The following is a 17,289-nucleotide window of genomic DNA, read 5'->3' on the forward strand; positions in this document are numbered from 1 at the left end:
TTGGTGGGTCGTGCAGGATTCGAACCTGCGACCAATTGATTAAAAGTCAACTGCTCTACCAACTGAGCTAACGACCCAATTTCCTTGCTGCTTTAACATCTTGCAAGATGTCTTGGCAACGGCGGCATATATTACTAATTTATCTTGGCAGCGCAACCTAAATTTTTGAACAAGGGGTTCAACTGCTTGTTCTTCACGCGAATGAGCCCAGAAAGCGGTCAAATCGACTAACTTCTGGGCTCATTATTTTTTCTGACTAACCGGCTACGCGACTTTTCGCCTGTTTGGCCGCCGCACTGGTTGGGTATTGTTTAATCACCTGCTGGAACACGGCTTTGGCTTTATCGGCCTGCCCTTTCTCCTGCATGATGATACCTACCTTGTACATGGCGTCCGGCGCCTTAGGTGACTTTGAGTAATTCTTCACCACGACCGCATAATAGTAAGCCGCATCGTCTTTCTTACCCTTGTTGTAATACAACTGGCCCAGCCAATAGTTGGCATTAGGCTGGTAAGTAGACTTTGGGTACTGTTTTACGAAGGTCTGAAAAGCAGAAATTGCCTGGTCATACTGTTTTTTTTCCAGCGCTAATGAAACAGCGGCATTGTAGTCGCTGTTTTCATCACCCTTGCTGGCCGGCGCTGCGGCTGTAGCGCCCGCAGACGCACTGTCAGCGCCTTCGGAGGACGCAGCCGCTGCTGCTCCACCCGCGGCACCCGCTGCGGCAACAGAGCTCTGAGCGCCGCCCTGGCTGATGCTATCCATCTGCTGATAGATTTGCTTTTGGCGTTCAACGACCTGATTCAGTTGATATTGGCTTTCCTGGATTTGCCCGCGGAGCGAGTCAATATCGCGCTGATTGTCAGAGAGTTGTTGCTGGAGTTGGTTTAAAAGCTGGCCTTGAGCATTGCTGATGCGCTCAAGCGAGGTGACACGGTCTTCGACCGAGCCGGAGCCGACATTACTGATTGGCGCTTGGGCAGTAGCGGCCCATGGGACCGCTACGCCAACCAGTAACGACAGACTCAACAAGTGACGTCTGAAGTTACTGTTCATGCGATTCTCTTAGTAAACCAGAACTGCACGACGGTTTTTAGCATAAGCCGCTTCGTCGTGGCCCAGTACTGCTGGTTTTTCTTTACCGTAAGAAACGATAGAGATTTGGTCAGCTGAAACGCCTTTACCTTGCAGGTACATTTTCACGGAGTTAGCACGACGCTCACCCAGGGCAATGTTGTATTCCGGCGTACCGCGCTCATCCGCGTGGCCTTCTACGGTCACTTTGTAAGACGGGTTGTTACGCAGGAATGCAGCGTGCGCGTCCAGCATCTGAGCGAACTCAGAGCTCACGTCATACTTGTCCAGACCGAAGTAAACAATGTTGTTCTTCTGCAGTTCTTGCATCTGCAGACGAGCTTGTTCTTCAGAAGACAGGTTGCTGCTGCCGTTTTCTGTACCAGTGCCAGCGCCAGCGCCCAGACCAGATTGGTCGTTGTTTGCGCTTTTGTTAGAACTACAAGCTGCTACAGCCAGGACTGGCAGTGCCAGCAGAAGCCCTTTCAGCACTTTGTTCAGTTGCATTTCTTTAATCCTTTTATAGTTTGCCATACATATTTACACATGCATCACAGATACGGCGACCAGGCAGGGAATTTGACCTGTCCATCAGTTGCCGGAAGACGCGCTTTAAAACGCCCATCAGTCGATACCAGTTGCAACACGGAGCCCATACCTTGCGTGGAGCTATAGATCACCATGGTGCCGTTTGGCGCAATACTAGGCGTTTCGTCCAGGAAGGTGCCGGTCAAAACTTGAACTGCACCCGATCCGAGATCTTGTTTGGCGATATGCTGAGCACCGTTGTTTGAGCTCACCATCACCAGGAATTTACCATCAGAGCTGACTTCAGAATCCTGATTCTGAGAGCCTTCCCATGTCAGACGCTGTGACGCACCGCCACTGGCACTGACTTTATAAATCTGTGGCCGGCCACCCTGATCGGAGGTATACGCCAGAGACTGGCCATCCGGGAACCAGGTCGGTTCAGTATTGTTGCTGCGCCCGTCGGTGATTTGAGTGATCTGGCCAGAGCCCAGATTCATCACGTACAGGTTCAGGCTGCCGCTTTTAGACAGCGCGAAGGCCAGACGGCTGCCGTCCGGTGAGAACGCCGGTGCACCGTTGTGGCGCGGGAACGAGGCGATCTGACGGATAGCACCGTTAGCCAGGGTCTGAACCACCAGCGCAGAGCGGCCGCTTTCAAAGGTCACGTACGCCAGTTTGCTGCCATCCGGCGACCAGGCCGGGGACATCAGTGGTTCCGGTGAACGGTGTACCACAAACTGGTTGTAGCCGTCGTAATCCGCTACGCGCAGCTCGTACGGGAATTTCCCGCCGTTGGTCTGCACAACGTAAGCGATACGGGTACGGAATGCGCCCTTGATACCGGTCAGCTTTTCAAACACTTCGTCACTGGCGGTGTGAGCAGAATAACGCAACCACTGCTTGGTCACTTTATACTGGTTCTGCGCCAATACGGTGCCTGGAGAACCTGAAGTGTCCACCAGTTGATAAGAGATCAGGTAGCCGCCGTCCGCACCAGGTTGAACCTGTCCGACCACGACTGCGTCAATGCCCAATGCAGTCCAGGCCGCCGGCGTCACTTCAGACGCGGTGGTCGGTTGCTGCGGCATGCGCGCTACGTCAATTGGGTTGAATTTGCCGCTGTTGCGCAGGTCTGCGCCGACAATCTTGCCAATATCTTCCGGAGGCGTGCCTGGGCCAGCCCATTTAAACGGCACCACACCAATCGGGCGAGCGGAGTCGACCCCTTGGGTGATTTCAATGCGAACTTCCGCGTGAAGAACGGAGGCCCACAGTATTAAAAAACCTAACGCTACTCGAAATGCCTGCTTCATCTCATCTCCCTTATCCAGGCGGGATGCCTGCGATAAATTAGCAGAATTTTAACAAACCAACGCAAACAAAACTACATAATCCCTGTTGGTTACCTTAGTACATCCCTGCGATATGACTTAGCTAATCAACCGTTATTGTGGCTTAAATACAAGGGTCGAATTCTTAAAGTGCTGATAAACGGCATCGCTCGGTGGTTTCGGGATCTTCGCCTGATTCGCAGCAGCTACAGCCGCCTGGCACAGGGCAGGATCGCCACCTACCGATTTCACGTCAATCAAAAAGCCATCAGGCCCCAGCTTGATGCGTAGGTCACAGGTCTTACCGGCAAACGAACTGGCATCATAAAACTTATTCTGAATTGCTGTACGAATCTGCCCCGCATAGCCATCAATATCGGCACCACTCGCCCCTGCAGCCTTGGCATTGCCCTGACCGGCCGGTTTACCGTCACCCTTCGCTTTAGCCCCGCCGCCTTTCGGCGCGTTTTTACCGTCCGCCAGGTCGCCAAACAGATCATTGACGTCCGAAGACTGAGCTGCCGCTGCGGCAGCCGCTTTCTTCTTGGCGTCTGCGGCTTTCTTGGCAGCAGCTTTCTCAGCGGCGGCTTTTTCGGCAGCGGCGGCTTTTTTCTCAGCTTCTGCAGCCGCTTTCTTCTCGGCATCAGCTGCGGCTTTTTTCTCGGCTTCTGCTGCAGCTTTCTTCTCGGCTTCGGCAGCGGCCTTTTTCTCTGCAGCTTCGGCAGCAGCGGCTTTCTTCGCTTCTTCCGCCTGTTTCTTGGCGGCAGCGGCAGCAGCCGCTTCTTTCTTGGCTTCAGACTCCGCTTTCTTCTGCGCGTCGGCCTGTGCTTTAGCGACTTTATCTGCCTCGGCCTTGGCCTTGGCGGCGGCAGCTTCCGCTACTTTCTGTTGTTCTTTGGCTTTCGCCGCGGCGTTCTCGGCCGCTTTTTGCTGTTCAGCAGCCTGCTTTTGTTGCTCCGCCGCCTGTTTTTGCTGCTCTGCGGCCTGCTTCTGCTGTTCAGCCTGTTCTTTCGCGTCCTGCGCCGCTTTTTCCTGCGCAGACAAACGCTCTTTCTCCAGCTCTTTCAGGCGCTGTTGCTCCGCCGCTTGCTTCTGCTGAAGTTCTTCGGCTTGTTGTTCCGCTTTTTTCTGGCGCTGCTTTTCAGCACGCTGCGCGTCGTTACTCTGCTGTTGCTGGCGGTTGTACTGCTCCACCACTGCCCCGGGATCGACCATCACTGCACCGACGACAGAACCATCGCCACCGCCGCCGGCACTGTTCATGTCGACGTTTTCTTGCAGCGATCCCCAAATCAGCAGGGCAATCAATACAAAGTGCAGAACGACCGAAACAATAACGGCGCGGTTCAGCTTATCGTTTTGCTCAGTTGCCTTTACCAAAATAGATTCCCAAAAACTGGTGTTGCTTATACGGGGTTCCTGAGCCAACGGCACAGGAACCGGGTTGCCACTGACCTTAGGGTCAGATTGGCTGGGTCATTAGCCCCACGGAAGCCACGCCCGCCTGATGGAGAATATTCAATGCCTTGATAATCTCATCGTACGGTACTTCCTTCGCCCCACCGATCAAAAAGACCGTTTTCGGGTTAGCCGCTAAACGCGACTTGGCTTCGGCGGCAACCTGTTCCGGCGGCAGCAGCTCCATGCGGTTGTGATCCACCACCAGGGTGTATTGACCCACGCCTGAAACCTCAAGGATCACCGGCGGGTTATCATCGCTGGACACCGTCTTGGAATCGGTGGCGTCCGGCAGATCAACCTCAACGCTCTGCGTGATAATCGGCGCCGTTGCCATAAAGATCAGCAACAGCACCAGCAACACGTCGAGCAACGGAACGATGTTTATTTCGGACTTCAGCTCGCGCCGATTACGTCCACGAACTCTCGCCATGCTACCTCCTACTTATTTGCTGTCGCTGGAGAAGGCCTGACGATGCAGAATAGCGGTGAACTCTTCCATAAAGTTGTCGTAATTCTGCTCAAGCTTGTTGACGCGCTGGTTGAGGCGGTTATAGGCCATAACGGCCGGAATAGCGGCGAACAAACCGATGGCGGTTGCGATCAGTGCTTCGGCGATACCCGGTGCTACCATTTGCAGCGTGGCCTGCTTCACCGCGCCCAGTGCGATAAAGGCGTGCATAATCCCCCACACGGTGCCGAACAGACCGATATACGGACTGATCGAACCCACGGTGCCGAGGAAAGGAATGTGGTTTTCCAGCGTTTCCAACTCGCGGTTCATCGAGATACGCATGGCGCGTGACGCCCCTTCGATCACCGATTCCGGCGCATGGTTGTTAGCGCGGTGTAAACGAGCGAACTCTTTGAAACCAGAGTGGAAAATTTGCTCTGAGCCGGTCAGGCTATCGCGACGCGCCTGGCTTTCCTGGTACAGACGAGAAAGCTCGATACCGGACCAGAATTTGTCTTCAAAGGCTTCGGCGTCACGCGTGGCCGCATTCAGGATGCGGGTGCGCTGGATGATGATCGCCCAAGAGGCCACTGAGAAGCATATCAAAATCAACATGATAAGCTTAACCAGCAGGCTCGCCTTCAAGAATAAATCTAGGATGTTCATGTCAGTCACTGCTTAAACTCCGCGACAATAGACTTAGGAAGCGCTATCGGCTTCATTTGGTGTGGATCAATGCATGCAATCAACACATCGGCCTGACTCAAGAGAGTCCCGTCAGAATTGACAATGCGTTGGGCAAACGTGAGAGAGGCCCCGCGCATTGAGGTGATTTCACTCTGCACTTCCAGCTGTTCGTCGAGACGAGCCGGAGCCAGGTAATCCACCGTCATGCGCCGAACCACGAAAGCGACATGTTCACTGAGCAGCTGCTGTTGATGAAAGTTGTGATGACGCAGCATCTCGGTGCGCGCTCTTTCAAAAAAGGCGACATAGCGGGCGTGATAGACCACACCACTGGCATCGGTATCCTCGTAGTAAACGCGAACCGGCCATCGAAACAACGTATTACTCACTCTACTTCCCAGCAATGCAATTTAACGGTGCTACTATACGCAAGACAGATCGGGTTGGGAATGGGTTACAAGAGGGGAACGAAAATAATTATGGGCCGGAAGGGCCCATAACTCGGGGTTATAACGGAGATTATAAAGAAACGTAAAGTAATCCTGCGGCGAGGATCACAATTGCCGGAAGTGGCGCGAAAAAAGCGCGCCATAACGTCCGCTGCGGTTTGAAGCCAACGCCGTGAACCACCCCGGCGCAAACTGCCCAAATCAGCAGCAGCCCTTCCCAAATCTCCAGCGAGCTGGTCTTCGCCGCAAAGCGGGTCGGATCCCAAAAAATACAGCCCGCCAAAATCAACGCCAGCACCAGTGAAAGGGCCCGGACAGGGCCCTTGTCAGTCATGGCGTACAGCTTGTCAGTTAATGACGAACTCATCACTTACCGTCTTGCTGTGCTTTTGAATCTTCGTGGTGCTCAAGCGCCAGCGCCGTGATGATACCGAAGGCACAGGCAAGAAGCGTTCCGAGAATCCAGGCAAAATACCACATGGTTTAGCTCCCTATCCTTAATACAGCGAATGCTTGTTGTTCTCGACGAAGTTTTTGTCGAGACGGCCGAACATTTTGTAGTACGACCAGCTGGTGTACCCCAGAACGATAGGCACGAAGATCGCCGCGACAACGGTCATCACTTCCAACGTCAACAGACTGGAGGTGGCATCCCACATGGTCAGGCTGATGTTAGGCACGGTGCTTGACGGCATCACGAACGGGAACATGGTCACACCGGCAGTCAGGATCACGCAGGCAATGGTCAGTGACGAAGTCACGAACGCCAGCGCGTCTTTCGACATGCGGGAGAACAGCACCGTAAACAGCGGCAGCACCACACCCAGGGCAGGCAATGCCCACAGCAGCGGATACTTGTTGAAGTTGATCAACCAGGCACCGGCCTGATGAGCCACTTCTTTACGCATCGGGTTAGACTCCGCCATGGTATCCAGCGCCGAGGTAATCACATAACCATCGATGCCTTTCACCAGCCAAATACCACCCAACAGGAAGAACACCGCCATCACCAACGTGGAGATCTGCGCCGCAGCACGTGCACGCAGGTGGATCTCACCGCTAGTACGCATCTGCAGGTAGGTTGCCCCCTGGGTCACCAGCATGGTCAGACTGACGACACCCGCCAACAGGCCAAACGGATTCAGCAGTTGGAAGAAGTTGCCGGTGTAGAACAGACGCATGTATTCGTCCATGTGGAACGGCACGCCCTGCAGCAGGTTGCCGAACGCCACGCCGAACACCACCGCCGGCACGAAGCTGCCGATGAAGATGCCCCAGTCCCACATGTTGCGCCAGCGGCTGCTTTCCAGCTTCGAGCGGTAGTCAAAACCGACCGGGCGGAAGAACAAGGCGGACAGCACCAAGATCATGGCGACGTAGAAACCGGAGAACGCCGCCGCATAGACCATTGGCCAGGCGGCGAACAGCGCACCACCGGCCGTGATCAGCCACACCTGGTTACCGTCCCAGTGCGGCGCGATGGAGTTGATCATCACCCGGCGCTCGGTATCGGTTTTACCGATAATGCGCACCAGGATGCCGACCCCCATGTCGAAACCGTCGGTGACGGCGAAACCGATCAGCAGTACGCCAATCAGGACCCACCAGATAAATCGCAGTACTTCATAATCAAACATACGTGGACTCCTGTTTAGCGCGCTTCCTGCACGGCGGCAGTCGGTTGTTCAAAGTGGTAGCGGCCAGTTTTCAGGCTGCTTGGACCCAGACGTGCAAATTTGAACATCAGGTACATTTCAGCCACCAGGAACAGGGTGTACAAGCCGCAAATCAGCCCCATCGAGAACAGAATGTCGCCCGCAGTCAGTGAAGAGTTGGCAACCGCAGTCGGCAGCACCTCACCAATCGCCCAAGGTTGACGACCGTATTCAGCCACAAACCAGCCGGCTTCGATGGCAATCCACGGCAGCGGCAGGCCATACAGCGCCGCACGGTGTAGCCACTTTCTCTGGCCAATGCGGCCACGAAGCACGCTCCAGAATGACAAACCGATAATCAGCAACATCAGCACGCCACAGGCCACCATGATACGGAAGGCGAAGTACAGCGGTGCTACGCGTGGGATCGAGTCTTTGGTCGCCTGCTGGATCTGCGTTTCCGTCGCGTCGGTGACGTTCTGGGTATAGCGCTTCAGCAGTAAACCGTAGCCCAAGTCTTGCTTGGCTTTATTGAACTCGGCGCGAACCGCCGGATCGGTATTGCCACTGCGCAACTCTTCCAGCAGTTGGTAGGCTTTCATCCCGTTGCGGATACGCACTTCATGCTGCGCCATCAGATCTTTCAGGCCGGTGACCTGAGTATCCGTTGAGCGGGTGGCAATCAGGCCGAGCGCATAAGGAATTTGGATCGCGTAGGAGTTTTCCATTTTATCCTGATTCGGAATACCGAACAGGGTAAAGGAAGCCGGAGCCGGTTGAGTGTCCCATTCGGCTTCGATGGCGGCCAGTTTGGTTTTCTGCACGTCACCCATTTCGTAGCCGGATTCATCACCCAGTACGATTACGGACAGTACGGCAGCCATACCGAAGCTGGCAGCGATTGCGAAGGAACGTTTGGCAAAGGCAGTATCACGGCCTTTCAACAGGTAGTAAGAACTGATACCCAGTACGAACATCGCACCACAGGTGTAGCCGGCAGCTACGGTGTGAACGAACTTAACCTGCGCAACCGGGTTGAGCACCAGTTCGGAGAAGCTGAGCATCTCCATGCGCATGGTTTCGAAGTTGAAGTCCGAGGCAATAGGGTTCTGCATCCAGCCGTTGGCCACCAGGATCCACAGCGCGGAGAAGTTTGAGCCCAGTGCCACCAGCCAGGTTACGGCCATGTGCTGCACCTTGCCCAGACGATCCCAGCCGAAGAAGAACAGGCCGACCAGCGTCGATTCAAGGAAGAACGCCATCAGACCTTCGATGGCCAGAGGGGCCCCGAAAATATCACCGACGTAGTGTGAGAAATATGACCAGTTGGTCCCGAACTGGAACTCCATGGTCAAACCGGTGGCCACACCCAGAGCAAAGTTAATTGCAAATAACTTGCCCCAGAATTTGGTCATATCTTTATAGATTTGTTTGCCTGACAGTACATATACCGTTTCCATAATTGCCAGCAAAAACGCCATGCCTAGCGTTAATGGGACAAATAAGAAGTGGTACATCGCCGTTAAAGCAAACTGTAAGCGCGACAGTTCGACAATATCAAACATCTTGACTCCTTGCTCCTCGCAGGAAGACTCCGACATGCGGTTATCGATATGACTTCGGGTGAAGCTACCGGTAACGCCCCGCAGTGAATGCCCTTAAACACAACAAAAATTTGATCCAGCTTCTCCGCTTTCAACCATGCATTCGACGCGGGCCGTACTGGCCAGTGCACTAAACACACCACTGAAAACCGACAACGGGTAACAAATGCAACAAGATCAACCATCCATATTCACCATGGATGATACTCGCCCAATCCCACACAATAAATAGGTTTTTACGTGATATGGGTTAGACTTTTGGTTACAGGTCAAATTTTAGCCCAAAGAGGTACTCAGCCCTAATTTGATCTGGAACAATTTAAGCCTATCTGAATTTTATTTCCAGATTCAGCTCACAATTTCTCATAATTATCTTGTGGTTATGTTACATAATGGTTTCGTAGTCTATCCAGGTACTTTTTGTGTTAAATAGATGTGATATTTAATGGTTATCTGTATTTAAATGAAGTCTCGAGTGTGAATGATGTTAACGTTTATTAACCTGCTAATAGGACAAGCTTAGCTTATTTTTTTACTCTGATAATTGTAGGCAATAAAAAGAATAATTATCGATAAAGCAGCGCTTAAATACGTCCGCCCATCCCCCCCCTTTAATTGATGCCGCTAACGCTCACCACGGCCACCGCAATGCCCTATTCCCTCTCGCGCAGGCAAAAAAAAACAGGGCCAGACACTTGGTCTGACCCTGCTTGAATACGGACTACCGCAGATTAAATTAGCGGTTCAGAACCGCTTTAACTGCCTCGCCGATGTCAGCCAGGCTGCGCACGGTTTTAACCCCTGCCGCTTCCAGCGCTGCGAACTTCTCGTCCGCAGTGCCTTTGCCGCCGGCAATGATGGCGCCGGCATGGCCCATACGCTTGCCTTTAGGCGCGGTAACACCCGCGATGTAGCCAACTACCGGCTTGGTCACGTGTTCTTTGATGTACGCCGCTGCTTCTTCTTCTGCGCTGCCGCCGATTTCACCGATCATGACGATCGCTTCAGTTTGCGGATCTTCCTGGAACAACTTCAGGATATCGATGAAGTTAGAACCTGGGATCGGGTCACCGCCGATGCCTACGCAGGTAGACTGGCCCAGACCGGTATCGGTGGTTTGCTTCACCGCTTCGTAGGTCAGGGTGCCGGAGCGGGAAACGATGCCCACTTTGCCTGGCAGGTGGATGTGGCCTGGCATGATGCCGATTTTGCACTCGCCCGGGGTGATAACGCCTGGGCAGTTCGGGCCAATCATACGCACGCCGGCTTCATCCAGCTTCACCTTGACGGTCAGCATATCCAGCGTCGGGATGCCTTCGGTAATGGTGATGATCAGTTTGATGCCTGCATCGATAGCTTCCAGAATGGAGTCTTTGCAGAATGGTGCCGGTACGTAGATAACGGACGCCGTGGCGCCGGTCGCTTCTACCGCTTCACGCACGGTGTTGAACACCGGCAGGCCCAGGTGCTGAGTGCCGCCTTTGCCCGGCGTCACGCCACCGACCATTTTGGTGCCGTAAGCGATAGCTTGTTCGGAGTGGAAGGTCCCCTGGCTACCGGTGAAACCCTGACAGATAACTTTGGTGTTCTTATCGATTAAAATGGACATTATTTACCCTCCACTGCCGCAACAACTTGCTGAGCCGCATCAGTCAGGCTGGTCGCAGCAATGATATTCAGACCGCTGTCCGCCAGTTTCTTGGCGCCCAGTTCGGCGTTATTCCCTTCCAGACGCACCACCACCGGGACGTTAACGCCCACTTCGGCTACTGCGCCAATGATACCGTCAGCGATCAGGTCGCAACGCACGATACCACCGAAAATGTTAACCAATACCGCTTTCACCTTGTCGTCGGACAGGATGATTTTGAAGGCTTCGGTCACGCGCTCTTTGGTTGCACCACCGCCTACGTCGAGGAAGTTGGCTGGCTCACCGCCGTGCAGCTTAACGATGTCCATGGTCCCCATCGCCAGGCCTGCGCCGTTAACCATGCAGCCGATGTTGCCGTCGAGAGCAACGTAGTTCAGCTCCCACTGTGCCGCACGGGATTCACGCTCGTCTTCCTGAGACAGGTCGCGCATTTCACGCAGCTCAGGTTGACGGAACAGCGCGTTACCGTCAGCGCCCAGTTTACCGTCCAGACAGATCAGATCGCCCTGCTTGGTCACCACCAGCGGGTTAATCTCAACCATCGCCAGGTCGCGCTCCAGGAACAAGGTTGCCAGGCCCATGAAGATCTTGGCGAACTGGCCAACTTGCTTGCCGGTCAGGCCCAGTTTGAAGGCCAGTTCACGGCCCTGGTAAGGCTGTGGGCCTGCCAGTGGGTCGATGGTCATTTTGTGGATCAGTTCCGGCGTTTCTTCCGCAACTTTCTCAATCTCAACGCCACCCTCGGTGGATGCCATGAACACCACGCGACGGCTGGCACGGTCTACTACCGCGCCCAGGTACAGTTCTTTATCGATGTCGGTCGCGGCTTCTACCAGGATCTGGTGAACCGGTTGGCCCAGCGCGTCAGTCTGGTAGGTCACCAGACGCTTGCCCAGCCAGGCTTCAGCGAAAGCGCGGATATCTTCTTTGCTGTTTACAACTTTAACGCCGCCAGCTTTACCGCGGCCGCCAGCATGAACCTGACATTTAACCACCCACGGGCCGGAGCCGATTTTGGATGCGGCTTCTTCCGCTTCACGCGGTGTGGTACAGGCGTAACCGGTTGGTGCCGGCATGCCATACCGAGCAAACAGCTGTTTTGCCTGATATTCGTGTAAATTCATGATGTTCTATCCATTCAGTTCTGAAGGTTTTAGCCGAGTCATTTTGGCGGAAAACCGCATGACTTTCGTCGGCCACATAGCACAGAGTGTGGGCGCGGCAATCTCTGTCATCCTTAAAGCTGCATCTTTGTTGGCTGCCTTCTCTCACCCCAGTCACATAGTTGACTATGCTCCTGGGGATTCGCTCCGTTGCCGCCGCGATGCAACTTCAATGATTTAAGATATACGCGCCCATCAGGGTTATACGTCCAGCAGCAGACGAGCCGGATCTTCCAGCATCTCTTTTACCGTCACCAGGTAACCGACGGATTCTTTACCGTCGATCAGGCGGTGATCGTAAGACAGTGCCAGATACATCATTGGCTGGATCACAACCTGGCCTTTAACCGCCATTGGGCGATCTTTAATGGCGTGCATGCCCAGGATGGCGCTCTGCGGTGGGTTGATGATCGGGGTAGACATCAGTGAACCGAATACGCCGCCGTTGGTAATGGTGAAGTTACCGCCGGTCAGCTCTTCCACAGTCAATTTGCCGTCACGGCCTTTAACTGCCAGCTCTTTGATTTTCTTCTCGATGTCCGCCATGCTCATGGTGTCTACGTCACGCAGTACCGGGGTTACCAGGCCGCGTGGGGTAGATACCGCAATGCTGATATCGAAGTAGTTGTGGTACACCACGTCGGTACCGTCGATGGAAGCGTTCACTTCCGGGAAGCGCTTCAGGGCTTCAACCACCGCCTTGATGTAGAAGGACATGAAGCCCAGACGTACACCGTGACGTTTTTCGAAGGCTTCACCGTACTGCTTGCGCAGGTCCATGATCGGCTGCATGTTGATTTCGTTGAAGGTGGTCAGCATCGCAGTGCTGTTCTTCGCTTCCAACAGGCGCTCGGCCACGCGTTTGCGCAGGCGGGTCATCGGCACGCGTTTTTCGCTGCGGCTGCTCAGAGCAGGCTGCGGTGCGGCTTCGACGGCGGCAGGTTTGTCGGCTTTTTTGCCGTTAGCCAGGTGCGCTTCCACGTCTTCACGGGTGATACGGCCACCCACGCCGCTGCCTTTGATGGCGGCAGCATCGAGATCGTGTTCGGCAATCAGACGGCGGATCGCCGGGCTGAGCGCGTCGTTGCTCTCTTCTTCCAGGCTGGCAGTCGCGCGCTGTGCAGGCGTGGCTTCTTTCTCCTGGCTCTTCTCAGCGGTCGGCTTGCCGGAGCTGTCGCCCGGGCGGATGCGGCCTAGCAGTTGGCGAGAAAGCACGGTTGCGCCCTCTTCTTCCACGATCGCATCGAGGATCCCGGCTTCACTTGCCGGAACTTCCAGAACCACTTTGTCAGTTTCGATTTCAACCAGAACTTCGTCACGCTGGACGCTGTCACCTGGTTTCTTGTGCCAGGTGGCTACGGTCGCATCCGCAACCGATTCAGGAAGGTCAGGTACCAGAATATCTACGCTACTCATTTAGCTTTCCCTTAATCTTTAACAATATTCAGCGCGTCATTAACCAGAGCCTGCTGCTGCTTCTGGTGTACGGACATGTAACCGACTGCCGGAGAGGCAGAGGCTGGACGTCCTGCGTAACGTAAAGAAGCCCCGAACGGCACCACTTCACGGAAGTTGTGTTGGCTGCAGTACCAGGCGCCCTGGTTCAGCGGCTCTTCCTGACACCAGACGAAATCATGCACGTGAGCATACTTCTCCAGCACCGCCTGAACGGCCTGATGCGGGAACGGGTACAGCTGCTCGATACGGATGATAGCCACGTCTTTCTGGTCGTTCTTGCGGCGTTGTTCCAGCAGATCGTAATAGACCTTACCGGAGCACATGACCACGCGTTTGACCGCTTTCGGATCCAACTCGTCGATCTCGCCGATAGCCGGCAGGAAGGTGCCGTTAGCCAGCTCTTCCAGAGACGAGGTTGCCAGCGGGTGACGCAGCAGAGATTTCGGCGACATCACCACCAACGGACGGCGCATACCGCGCAGCGCCTGACGACGCAGCATATGGTAGACCTGTGCCGGAGTGGACGGGATGCACACCTGCATGTTCTGCTCAGCACACAGCTGCAGGTAACGTTCCAGACGCGCAGAGGAGTGCTCTGGACCCTGGCCTTCGTAACCGTGCGGCAGCAGCATCACCAGGCCACACATACGGCCCCATTTCTGCTCGCCGGAGCTGATGAACTGGTCGATCACCACCTGCGCGCCGTTGGCGAAGTCACCGAACTGCGCTTCCCAAATGGTCAGGGTGCGCGGTTCTGCGGTGGCGTAACCATATTCGAACGCCAGTACGGCTTCTTCCGACAGTACGGAGTCCCACACTTTGAACTCGCCCTGCCCGCTGTGAACATTGGCCAGCGGAACGTAGACCGAACCGTTTTTCTGGTTGTGCACCACAGCGTGACGGTGGAAGAAGGTACCGCGACCGGCATCTTCGCCGGAAAGGCGAATCGGGATGCCTTCATCGACCATGGTGGCATAGGCCAGCGTTTCCGCCGCGCCCCAGTCGAACGCTTTGTTGCCTGCCGCCATCTCGGCGCGGTCTGCGTAGATTTTCGCTACGCGTGACTGCATTTCGATCGCTTCCGGCACGGTGCTGATGCGACGGGCCAGTTCCTGCAGGCGCTTCATCTCAACCTTGCTTGGGTACTCTTCATCCCATTCGTGGTTAAGGTACGGCGACCAGGTAAAGCTATGCAGGTTCATCGGACGCCACTCTTCAACCACGCAATCGCCGCGGTCGAGTGCATCACGATACAGGTTGACCATTTCCGTGGCATCTTCCAGGCTGGCGACTTTTTGTTCGGTCAGCACGTCAGCATAAAGCTTGCGCGGCGTTGGGTGTTTTTTGATCTTCTGGTACATCACCGGCTGGGTTGCACTTGGCTCATCGGCCTCGTTATGCCCATGGCGACGGTAGCAGACCAGATCGATCATCACGTCACGTTTGAAGGTGTTACGGAAATCCAACGCCAGGCGGGTCACAAAGGCCACCGCTTCCGGATCGTCAGCATTTACGTGGAAGATCGGCGACTGCACCATCTTGGCGATGTCAGTACAATATTCGGTAGAACGCGCATCCAACGGGTTGGAGGTAGTGAAACCAACCTGGTTGTTGATCACGATACGCACCGTGCCGCCCACTTCGTAGCCGCGAGCCTGCGACATGTTCAGGGTTTCCTGAACCACGCCCTGGCCGGTAATGGCGGCGTCACCGTGGATGGTGATTGGCAGTACCATATTGCTGCGCGCTTCGTCCAGACGGTCACGACGAGCACGAACTGAGCCCATGACCACCGGGCTGACGATCTCCAGGTGCGACGGGTTAAACGCCAGCGCCAGGTGAACCATGCCGCCTTCGGTTTCTACGTCGGAGGAGAAGCCCTGGTGATATTTAACGTCACCGGTGCCGAGGTGTTCTTTATGCTTGCCGGCAAACTCGTCGAACAGATCGGCAGGTTTTTTGCCCAGTACGTTGATCAACACGTTCAGACGGCCGCGGTGGGCCATGCCCAATACCACTTCGCGCGTACCGTTCTTACCGGCGTGACGCACCATCTCTTTGAGCATCGGTACCAGCGCATCGCCACCTTCCAGCGAGAAGCGTTTCGCCCCTGGGAATTTGGCACCGAGGTAACGCTCCAGACCTTCCGCTGCGGTCAGTTCGTTCAGGAAGCGGCGTTTCTCATCATCGGTAAAGCTGGCGTGCCCCACCACCGATTCAATACGCTGCTGGATCCAGCGTTTCTCTTCAGTGTTGGTAATGTGCATGTATTCCGCACCGATCGAGCCGCAGTAAGTCTGCTTCAGCGCGGCATACAGGTCGCCCAGCTTCATGGTTTCTTTGCCGATAGCGAAAGAACCCACGTTGAAGGTTTCCTGGAAGTCGGCTTCGGTCAGGTTGTGATAGGCGGGTTCAAGGTCAGGAACTTGCTCACGCTGCCACAGACCGAGCGGATCGAGGTTGGCATGCTGATGTCCGCGGAAACGGAAGGCGTTAATCAGCTGCAGTACCTTGACCTGTTTGGCATCGGTGTCTGGGTCGTTGATGGTGGTGTTGTAACGCGCGGAGTCTTTCGCCAGGCGGCGGAAGTAGTCACGCGTTTGAGAGTGAAGCTGATCGGGTTTTACACCCGCGGTTGGTAGCTGTTGAAAAATGGAACGCCAGCTATCTTCAACGGAGCCCGGATCGGTTAAGAAGTCTTCATAGAGCTGTTCTATGTAAGACTGGTTCGCGCCCGCCAGATAGGAGGAATCCAGCCAGGCCTTCATTGCGCCGTTCTGCATCATGATCCCTTAAGCTTTGAAGCTTTAGTTTTCGCCGTGGTTAACATAATTACCGTGATGGATACGGTTTGCCGTAGAAACGGTTCACTCGACGTACTTTTACGGTACGTTCTGCTATGGACCTTGCGGTCCCTTACAAGGAACCTCTAAAAACCGGCGGGCGAACCTGGCTGCATAGTGCCGCAGCCACGGGTCAGTTTTTAGAGGCTCCCTCCTTTGTGATGTGCGCCGGAAACTGCCCGGCGCAGCATCTCATTCCGCTTATGCGCCGCGTTGCAGCAGCATAGACTTGATATGACCGATAGCACGCGTCGGGTTCAAGCCTTTAGGACATACACTGACACAATTCATAATGCTATGGCAGCGGAAAACACTGAAAGCGTCGTCTAGATCGTCTAAACGTTCTTCGGTTTCCGTGTCGCGGCTGTCAATCAGGAAGCGGTATGCCGCCAGCAGGCCAGCCGGGCCAATGAATTTGTCCGGGTTCCACCAGAATGACGGGCAAGAGGTCGAACAACAAGCGCATAAAATGCACTCATAAAGTCCGTCCAGCTTGGCGCGCTGCTCTGGCGATTGCAGGTGTTCACGCGCCGGCGGGTTCTTGCCGTCGTTCTGCAGGTAAGGTTTGATCTTTTCATACTGGGTGTAGAACTGACCCATATCCACCACCAGATCGCGCACTACCGGCAAGCCAGGCAGCGGGCGGATCACAATCTTGTTGTTGCCTTTACGCAGCGACGAGATCGGGGTGATGCACGCCAGGCCGTTTTTACCGTTCATGTTGATCCCGTCGGAACCACACACGCCTTCGCGGCAGGAACGACGGAACGACAGGCTAGGATCTTTTTCTTTCAGCAGGATCAAGGCATCCAGCAACATCATGTCGCGACCTTCTTCCGCTTCCAGGCTGTAATCCTGCATGTGCGGAGCGTCATCAACATCCGGATTGTAGCGATAAATTGAAAATTCGAGTTTCATCAATCGATCTCC

At 54.8% G+C, this 17,289-nt stretch carries 16 protein-coding genes and 1 tRNA gene; all 17 read right to left on the reverse strand.

All coding sequences use genetic code 11. The features are described 5' to 3' along the window. Nucleotide 1: 1 nt before the first annotated feature. The 17 genes from AC1RKG_RS13240 to AC1RKG_RS13320 all read right to left on the reverse strand — a co-directional run bounded on the left by AC1RKG_RS13240 (nucleotide 2) and on the right by AC1RKG_RS13320 (nucleotide 17,277). Nucleotides 2-77 (reverse strand) — tRNA-Lys (locus AC1RKG_RS13240). A 179-nt stretch (nucleotides 78-256) separates the two neighbouring features. Next, nucleotides 257-1,057: a cell division protein CpoB gene (cpoB, locus tag AC1RKG_RS13245; protein ID WP_493183238.1), complete on the reverse strand. Its 801-nt coding sequence runs from the start codon at nucleotides 1,055-1,057 to the stop codon at nucleotides 257-259. Nucleotides 1,058-1,066: 9 nt separating this feature from the next. Then, nucleotides 1,067-1,582 carry a peptidoglycan-associated lipoprotein Pal gene (gene pal, locus AC1RKG_RS13250; RefSeq protein ID WP_020825686.1) on the reverse strand — a complete coding sequence of 172 codons (516 nt, stop codon included), beginning with the start codon at nucleotides 1,580-1,582 and terminating at the stop codon, nucleotides 1,067-1,069. Between the two features lie 44 nt (nucleotides 1,583-1,626). After that, entirely contained in the window at nucleotides 1,627-2,919 is a 1,293-nt protein-coding gene (tolB, locus tag AC1RKG_RS13255; RefSeq protein ID WP_020825685.1) for a Tol-Pal system beta propeller repeat protein TolB, read from the reverse strand. Between the two features lie 132 nt (nucleotides 2,920-3,051). Further along, a complete protein-coding gene (gene tolA / locus AC1RKG_RS13260; RefSeq protein WP_217330919.1) occupies nucleotides 3,052-4,317 on the reverse strand; it encodes a cell envelope integrity protein TolA in 1,266 nt (421 codons plus the stop codon). A gap of 82 nt (nucleotides 4,318-4,399) precedes the next feature. After that, nucleotides 4,400-4,828, reverse strand: coding sequence for a colicin uptake protein TolR (tolR, locus tag AC1RKG_RS13265; RefSeq protein ID WP_020825683.1), 429 nt, complete (start codon nucleotides 4,826-4,828; stop codon nucleotides 4,400-4,402). 12 nt (nucleotides 4,829-4,840) lie between these two features. Beyond that, nucleotides 4,841-5,524, reverse strand: coding sequence for a Tol-Pal system protein TolQ (gene tolQ, locus AC1RKG_RS13270; RefSeq protein WP_039992358.1), 684 nt, complete (start codon nucleotides 5,522-5,524; stop codon nucleotides 4,841-4,843). Further along, a complete protein-coding gene (ybgC, locus tag AC1RKG_RS13275) occupies nucleotides 5,521-5,925 on the reverse strand; it encodes a tol-pal system-associated acyl-CoA thioesterase (RefSeq protein WP_020825682.1) in 405 nt (134 codons plus the stop codon). The genes tolQ and ybgC overlap by 4 nt, the downstream gene beginning before the upstream one ends. A gap of 130 nt (nucleotides 5,926-6,055) precedes the next feature. Continuing rightward, complete coding sequence (ybgE, locus tag AC1RKG_RS13280) at nucleotides 6,056-6,352, reverse strand: cyd operon protein YbgE (protein WP_020825681.1); 297 nt, start codon at nucleotides 6,350-6,352, stop codon at nucleotides 6,056-6,058. Beyond that, on the reverse strand, nucleotides 6,352-6,465 hold the full coding sequence (cydX, locus tag AC1RKG_RS13285; protein WP_004949761.1) for a cytochrome bd-I oxidase subunit CydX: 114 nt from the start codon (nucleotides 6,463-6,465) through the stop codon (nucleotides 6,352-6,354). The genes ybgE and cydX overlap by 1 nt, the downstream gene beginning before the upstream one ends. 17 nt (nucleotides 6,466-6,482) lie before the next feature. Continuing rightward, nucleotides 6,483-7,622 (reverse strand): cytochrome d ubiquinol oxidase subunit II, encoded by a 1,140-nt coding sequence (cydB, locus tag AC1RKG_RS13290; protein ID WP_020825680.1) that lies wholly within the window; start codon nucleotides 7,620-7,622, stop codon nucleotides 6,483-6,485. A 14-nt stretch (nucleotides 7,623-7,636) separates the two neighbouring features. Further along, nucleotides 7,637-9,205, reverse strand: a complete 1,569-nt coding sequence (gene cydA, locus AC1RKG_RS13295; RefSeq protein ID WP_020825679.1) for a cytochrome ubiquinol oxidase subunit I — start codon at nucleotides 9,203-9,205, stop codon at nucleotides 7,637-7,639. A gap of 775 nt (nucleotides 9,206-9,980) precedes the next feature. After that, nucleotides 9,981-10,853 carry a succinate--CoA ligase subunit alpha gene (sucD, locus tag AC1RKG_RS13300; protein ID WP_020825678.1) on the reverse strand — a complete coding sequence of 291 codons (873 nt, stop codon included), beginning with the start codon at nucleotides 10,851-10,853 and terminating at the stop codon, nucleotides 9,981-9,983. Beyond that, nucleotides 10,853-12,019 (reverse strand): ADP-forming succinate--CoA ligase subunit beta, encoded by a 1,167-nt coding sequence (gene sucC, locus AC1RKG_RS13305; protein ID WP_020825677.1) that lies wholly within the window; start codon nucleotides 12,017-12,019, stop codon nucleotides 10,853-10,855. Before sucC ends, sucD begins: the two co-directional genes overlap by 1 nt. Nucleotides 12,020-12,259: 240 nt before the next feature. Next, nucleotides 12,260-13,474, reverse strand: coding sequence for a 2-oxoglutarate dehydrogenase complex dihydrolipoyllysine-residue succinyltransferase (gene odhB, locus AC1RKG_RS13310; protein ID WP_044548916.1), 1,215 nt, complete (start codon nucleotides 13,472-13,474; stop codon nucleotides 12,260-12,262). A gap of 11 nt (nucleotides 13,475-13,485) precedes the next feature. Continuing rightward, nucleotides 13,486-16,299 (reverse strand): 2-oxoglutarate dehydrogenase E1 component, encoded by a 2,814-nt coding sequence (gene sucA / locus AC1RKG_RS13315; RefSeq protein ID WP_020825675.1) that lies wholly within the window; start codon nucleotides 16,297-16,299, stop codon nucleotides 13,486-13,488. A 261-nt stretch (nucleotides 16,300-16,560) separates the two neighbouring features. Beyond that, nucleotides 16,561-17,277, reverse strand: a complete 717-nt coding sequence (locus AC1RKG_RS13320) for a succinate dehydrogenase iron-sulfur subunit (protein ID WP_020825674.1) — start codon at nucleotides 17,275-17,277, stop codon at nucleotides 16,561-16,563. Nucleotides 17,278-17,289 lie beyond the last annotated feature (12 nt).

This window comes from Serratia sp. GW822-FHT06D09 (genome assembly GCF_058799515.1).

Coding starts and splice junctions, on each gene's coding strand:
- cpoB (WP_493183238.1), bottom strand. CDS start 1,057: ATGAACAGTAACTTCAGACGTCACTTGTTGAGTCTGTCGTTACTGGTT.
- pal (WP_020825686.1), bottom strand. CDS start 1,582: ATGCAACTGAACAAAGTGCTGAAAGGGCTTCTGCTGGCACTGCCAGTC.
- tolB (WP_020825685.1), bottom strand. CDS start 2,919: ATGAAGCAGGCATTTCGAGTAGCGTTAGGTTTTTTAATACTGTGGGCC.
- tolR (WP_020825683.1), bottom strand. CDS start 4,828: ATGGCGAGAGTTCGTGGACGTAATCGGCGCGAGCTGAAGTCCGAAATA.
- ybgE (WP_020825681.1), bottom strand. CDS start 6,352: ATGAGTTCGTCATTAACTGACAAGCTGTACGCCATGACTGACAAGGGC.
- cydX (WP_004949761.1), bottom strand. CDS start 6,465: ATGTGGTATTTTGCCTGGATTCTCGGAACGCTTCTTGCCTGTGCCTTC.
- cydB (WP_020825680.1), bottom strand. CDS start 7,622: ATGTTTGATTATGAAGTACTGCGATTTATCTGGTGGGTCCTGATTGGC.
- cydA (WP_020825679.1), bottom strand. CDS start 9,205: ATGTTTGATATTGTCGAACTGTCGCGCTTACAGTTTGCTTTAACGGCG.
- sucD (WP_020825678.1), bottom strand. CDS start 10,853: ATGTCCATTTTAATCGATAAGAACACCAAAGTTATCTGTCAGGGTTTC.
- sucC (WP_020825677.1), bottom strand. CDS start 12,019: ATGAATTTACACGAATATCAGGCAAAACAGCTGTTTGCTCGGTATGGC.
- odhB (WP_044548916.1), bottom strand. CDS start 13,474: ATGAGTAGCGTAGATATTCTGGTACCTGACCTTCCTGAATCGGTTGCG.
- sucA (WP_020825675.1), bottom strand. CDS start 16,299: ATGCAGAACGGCGCAATGAAGGCCTGGCTGGATTCCTCCTATCTGGCG.
- AC1RKG_RS13320 (WP_020825674.1), bottom strand. CDS start 17,277: ATGAAACTCGAATTTTCAATTTATCGCTACAATCCGGATGTTGATGAC.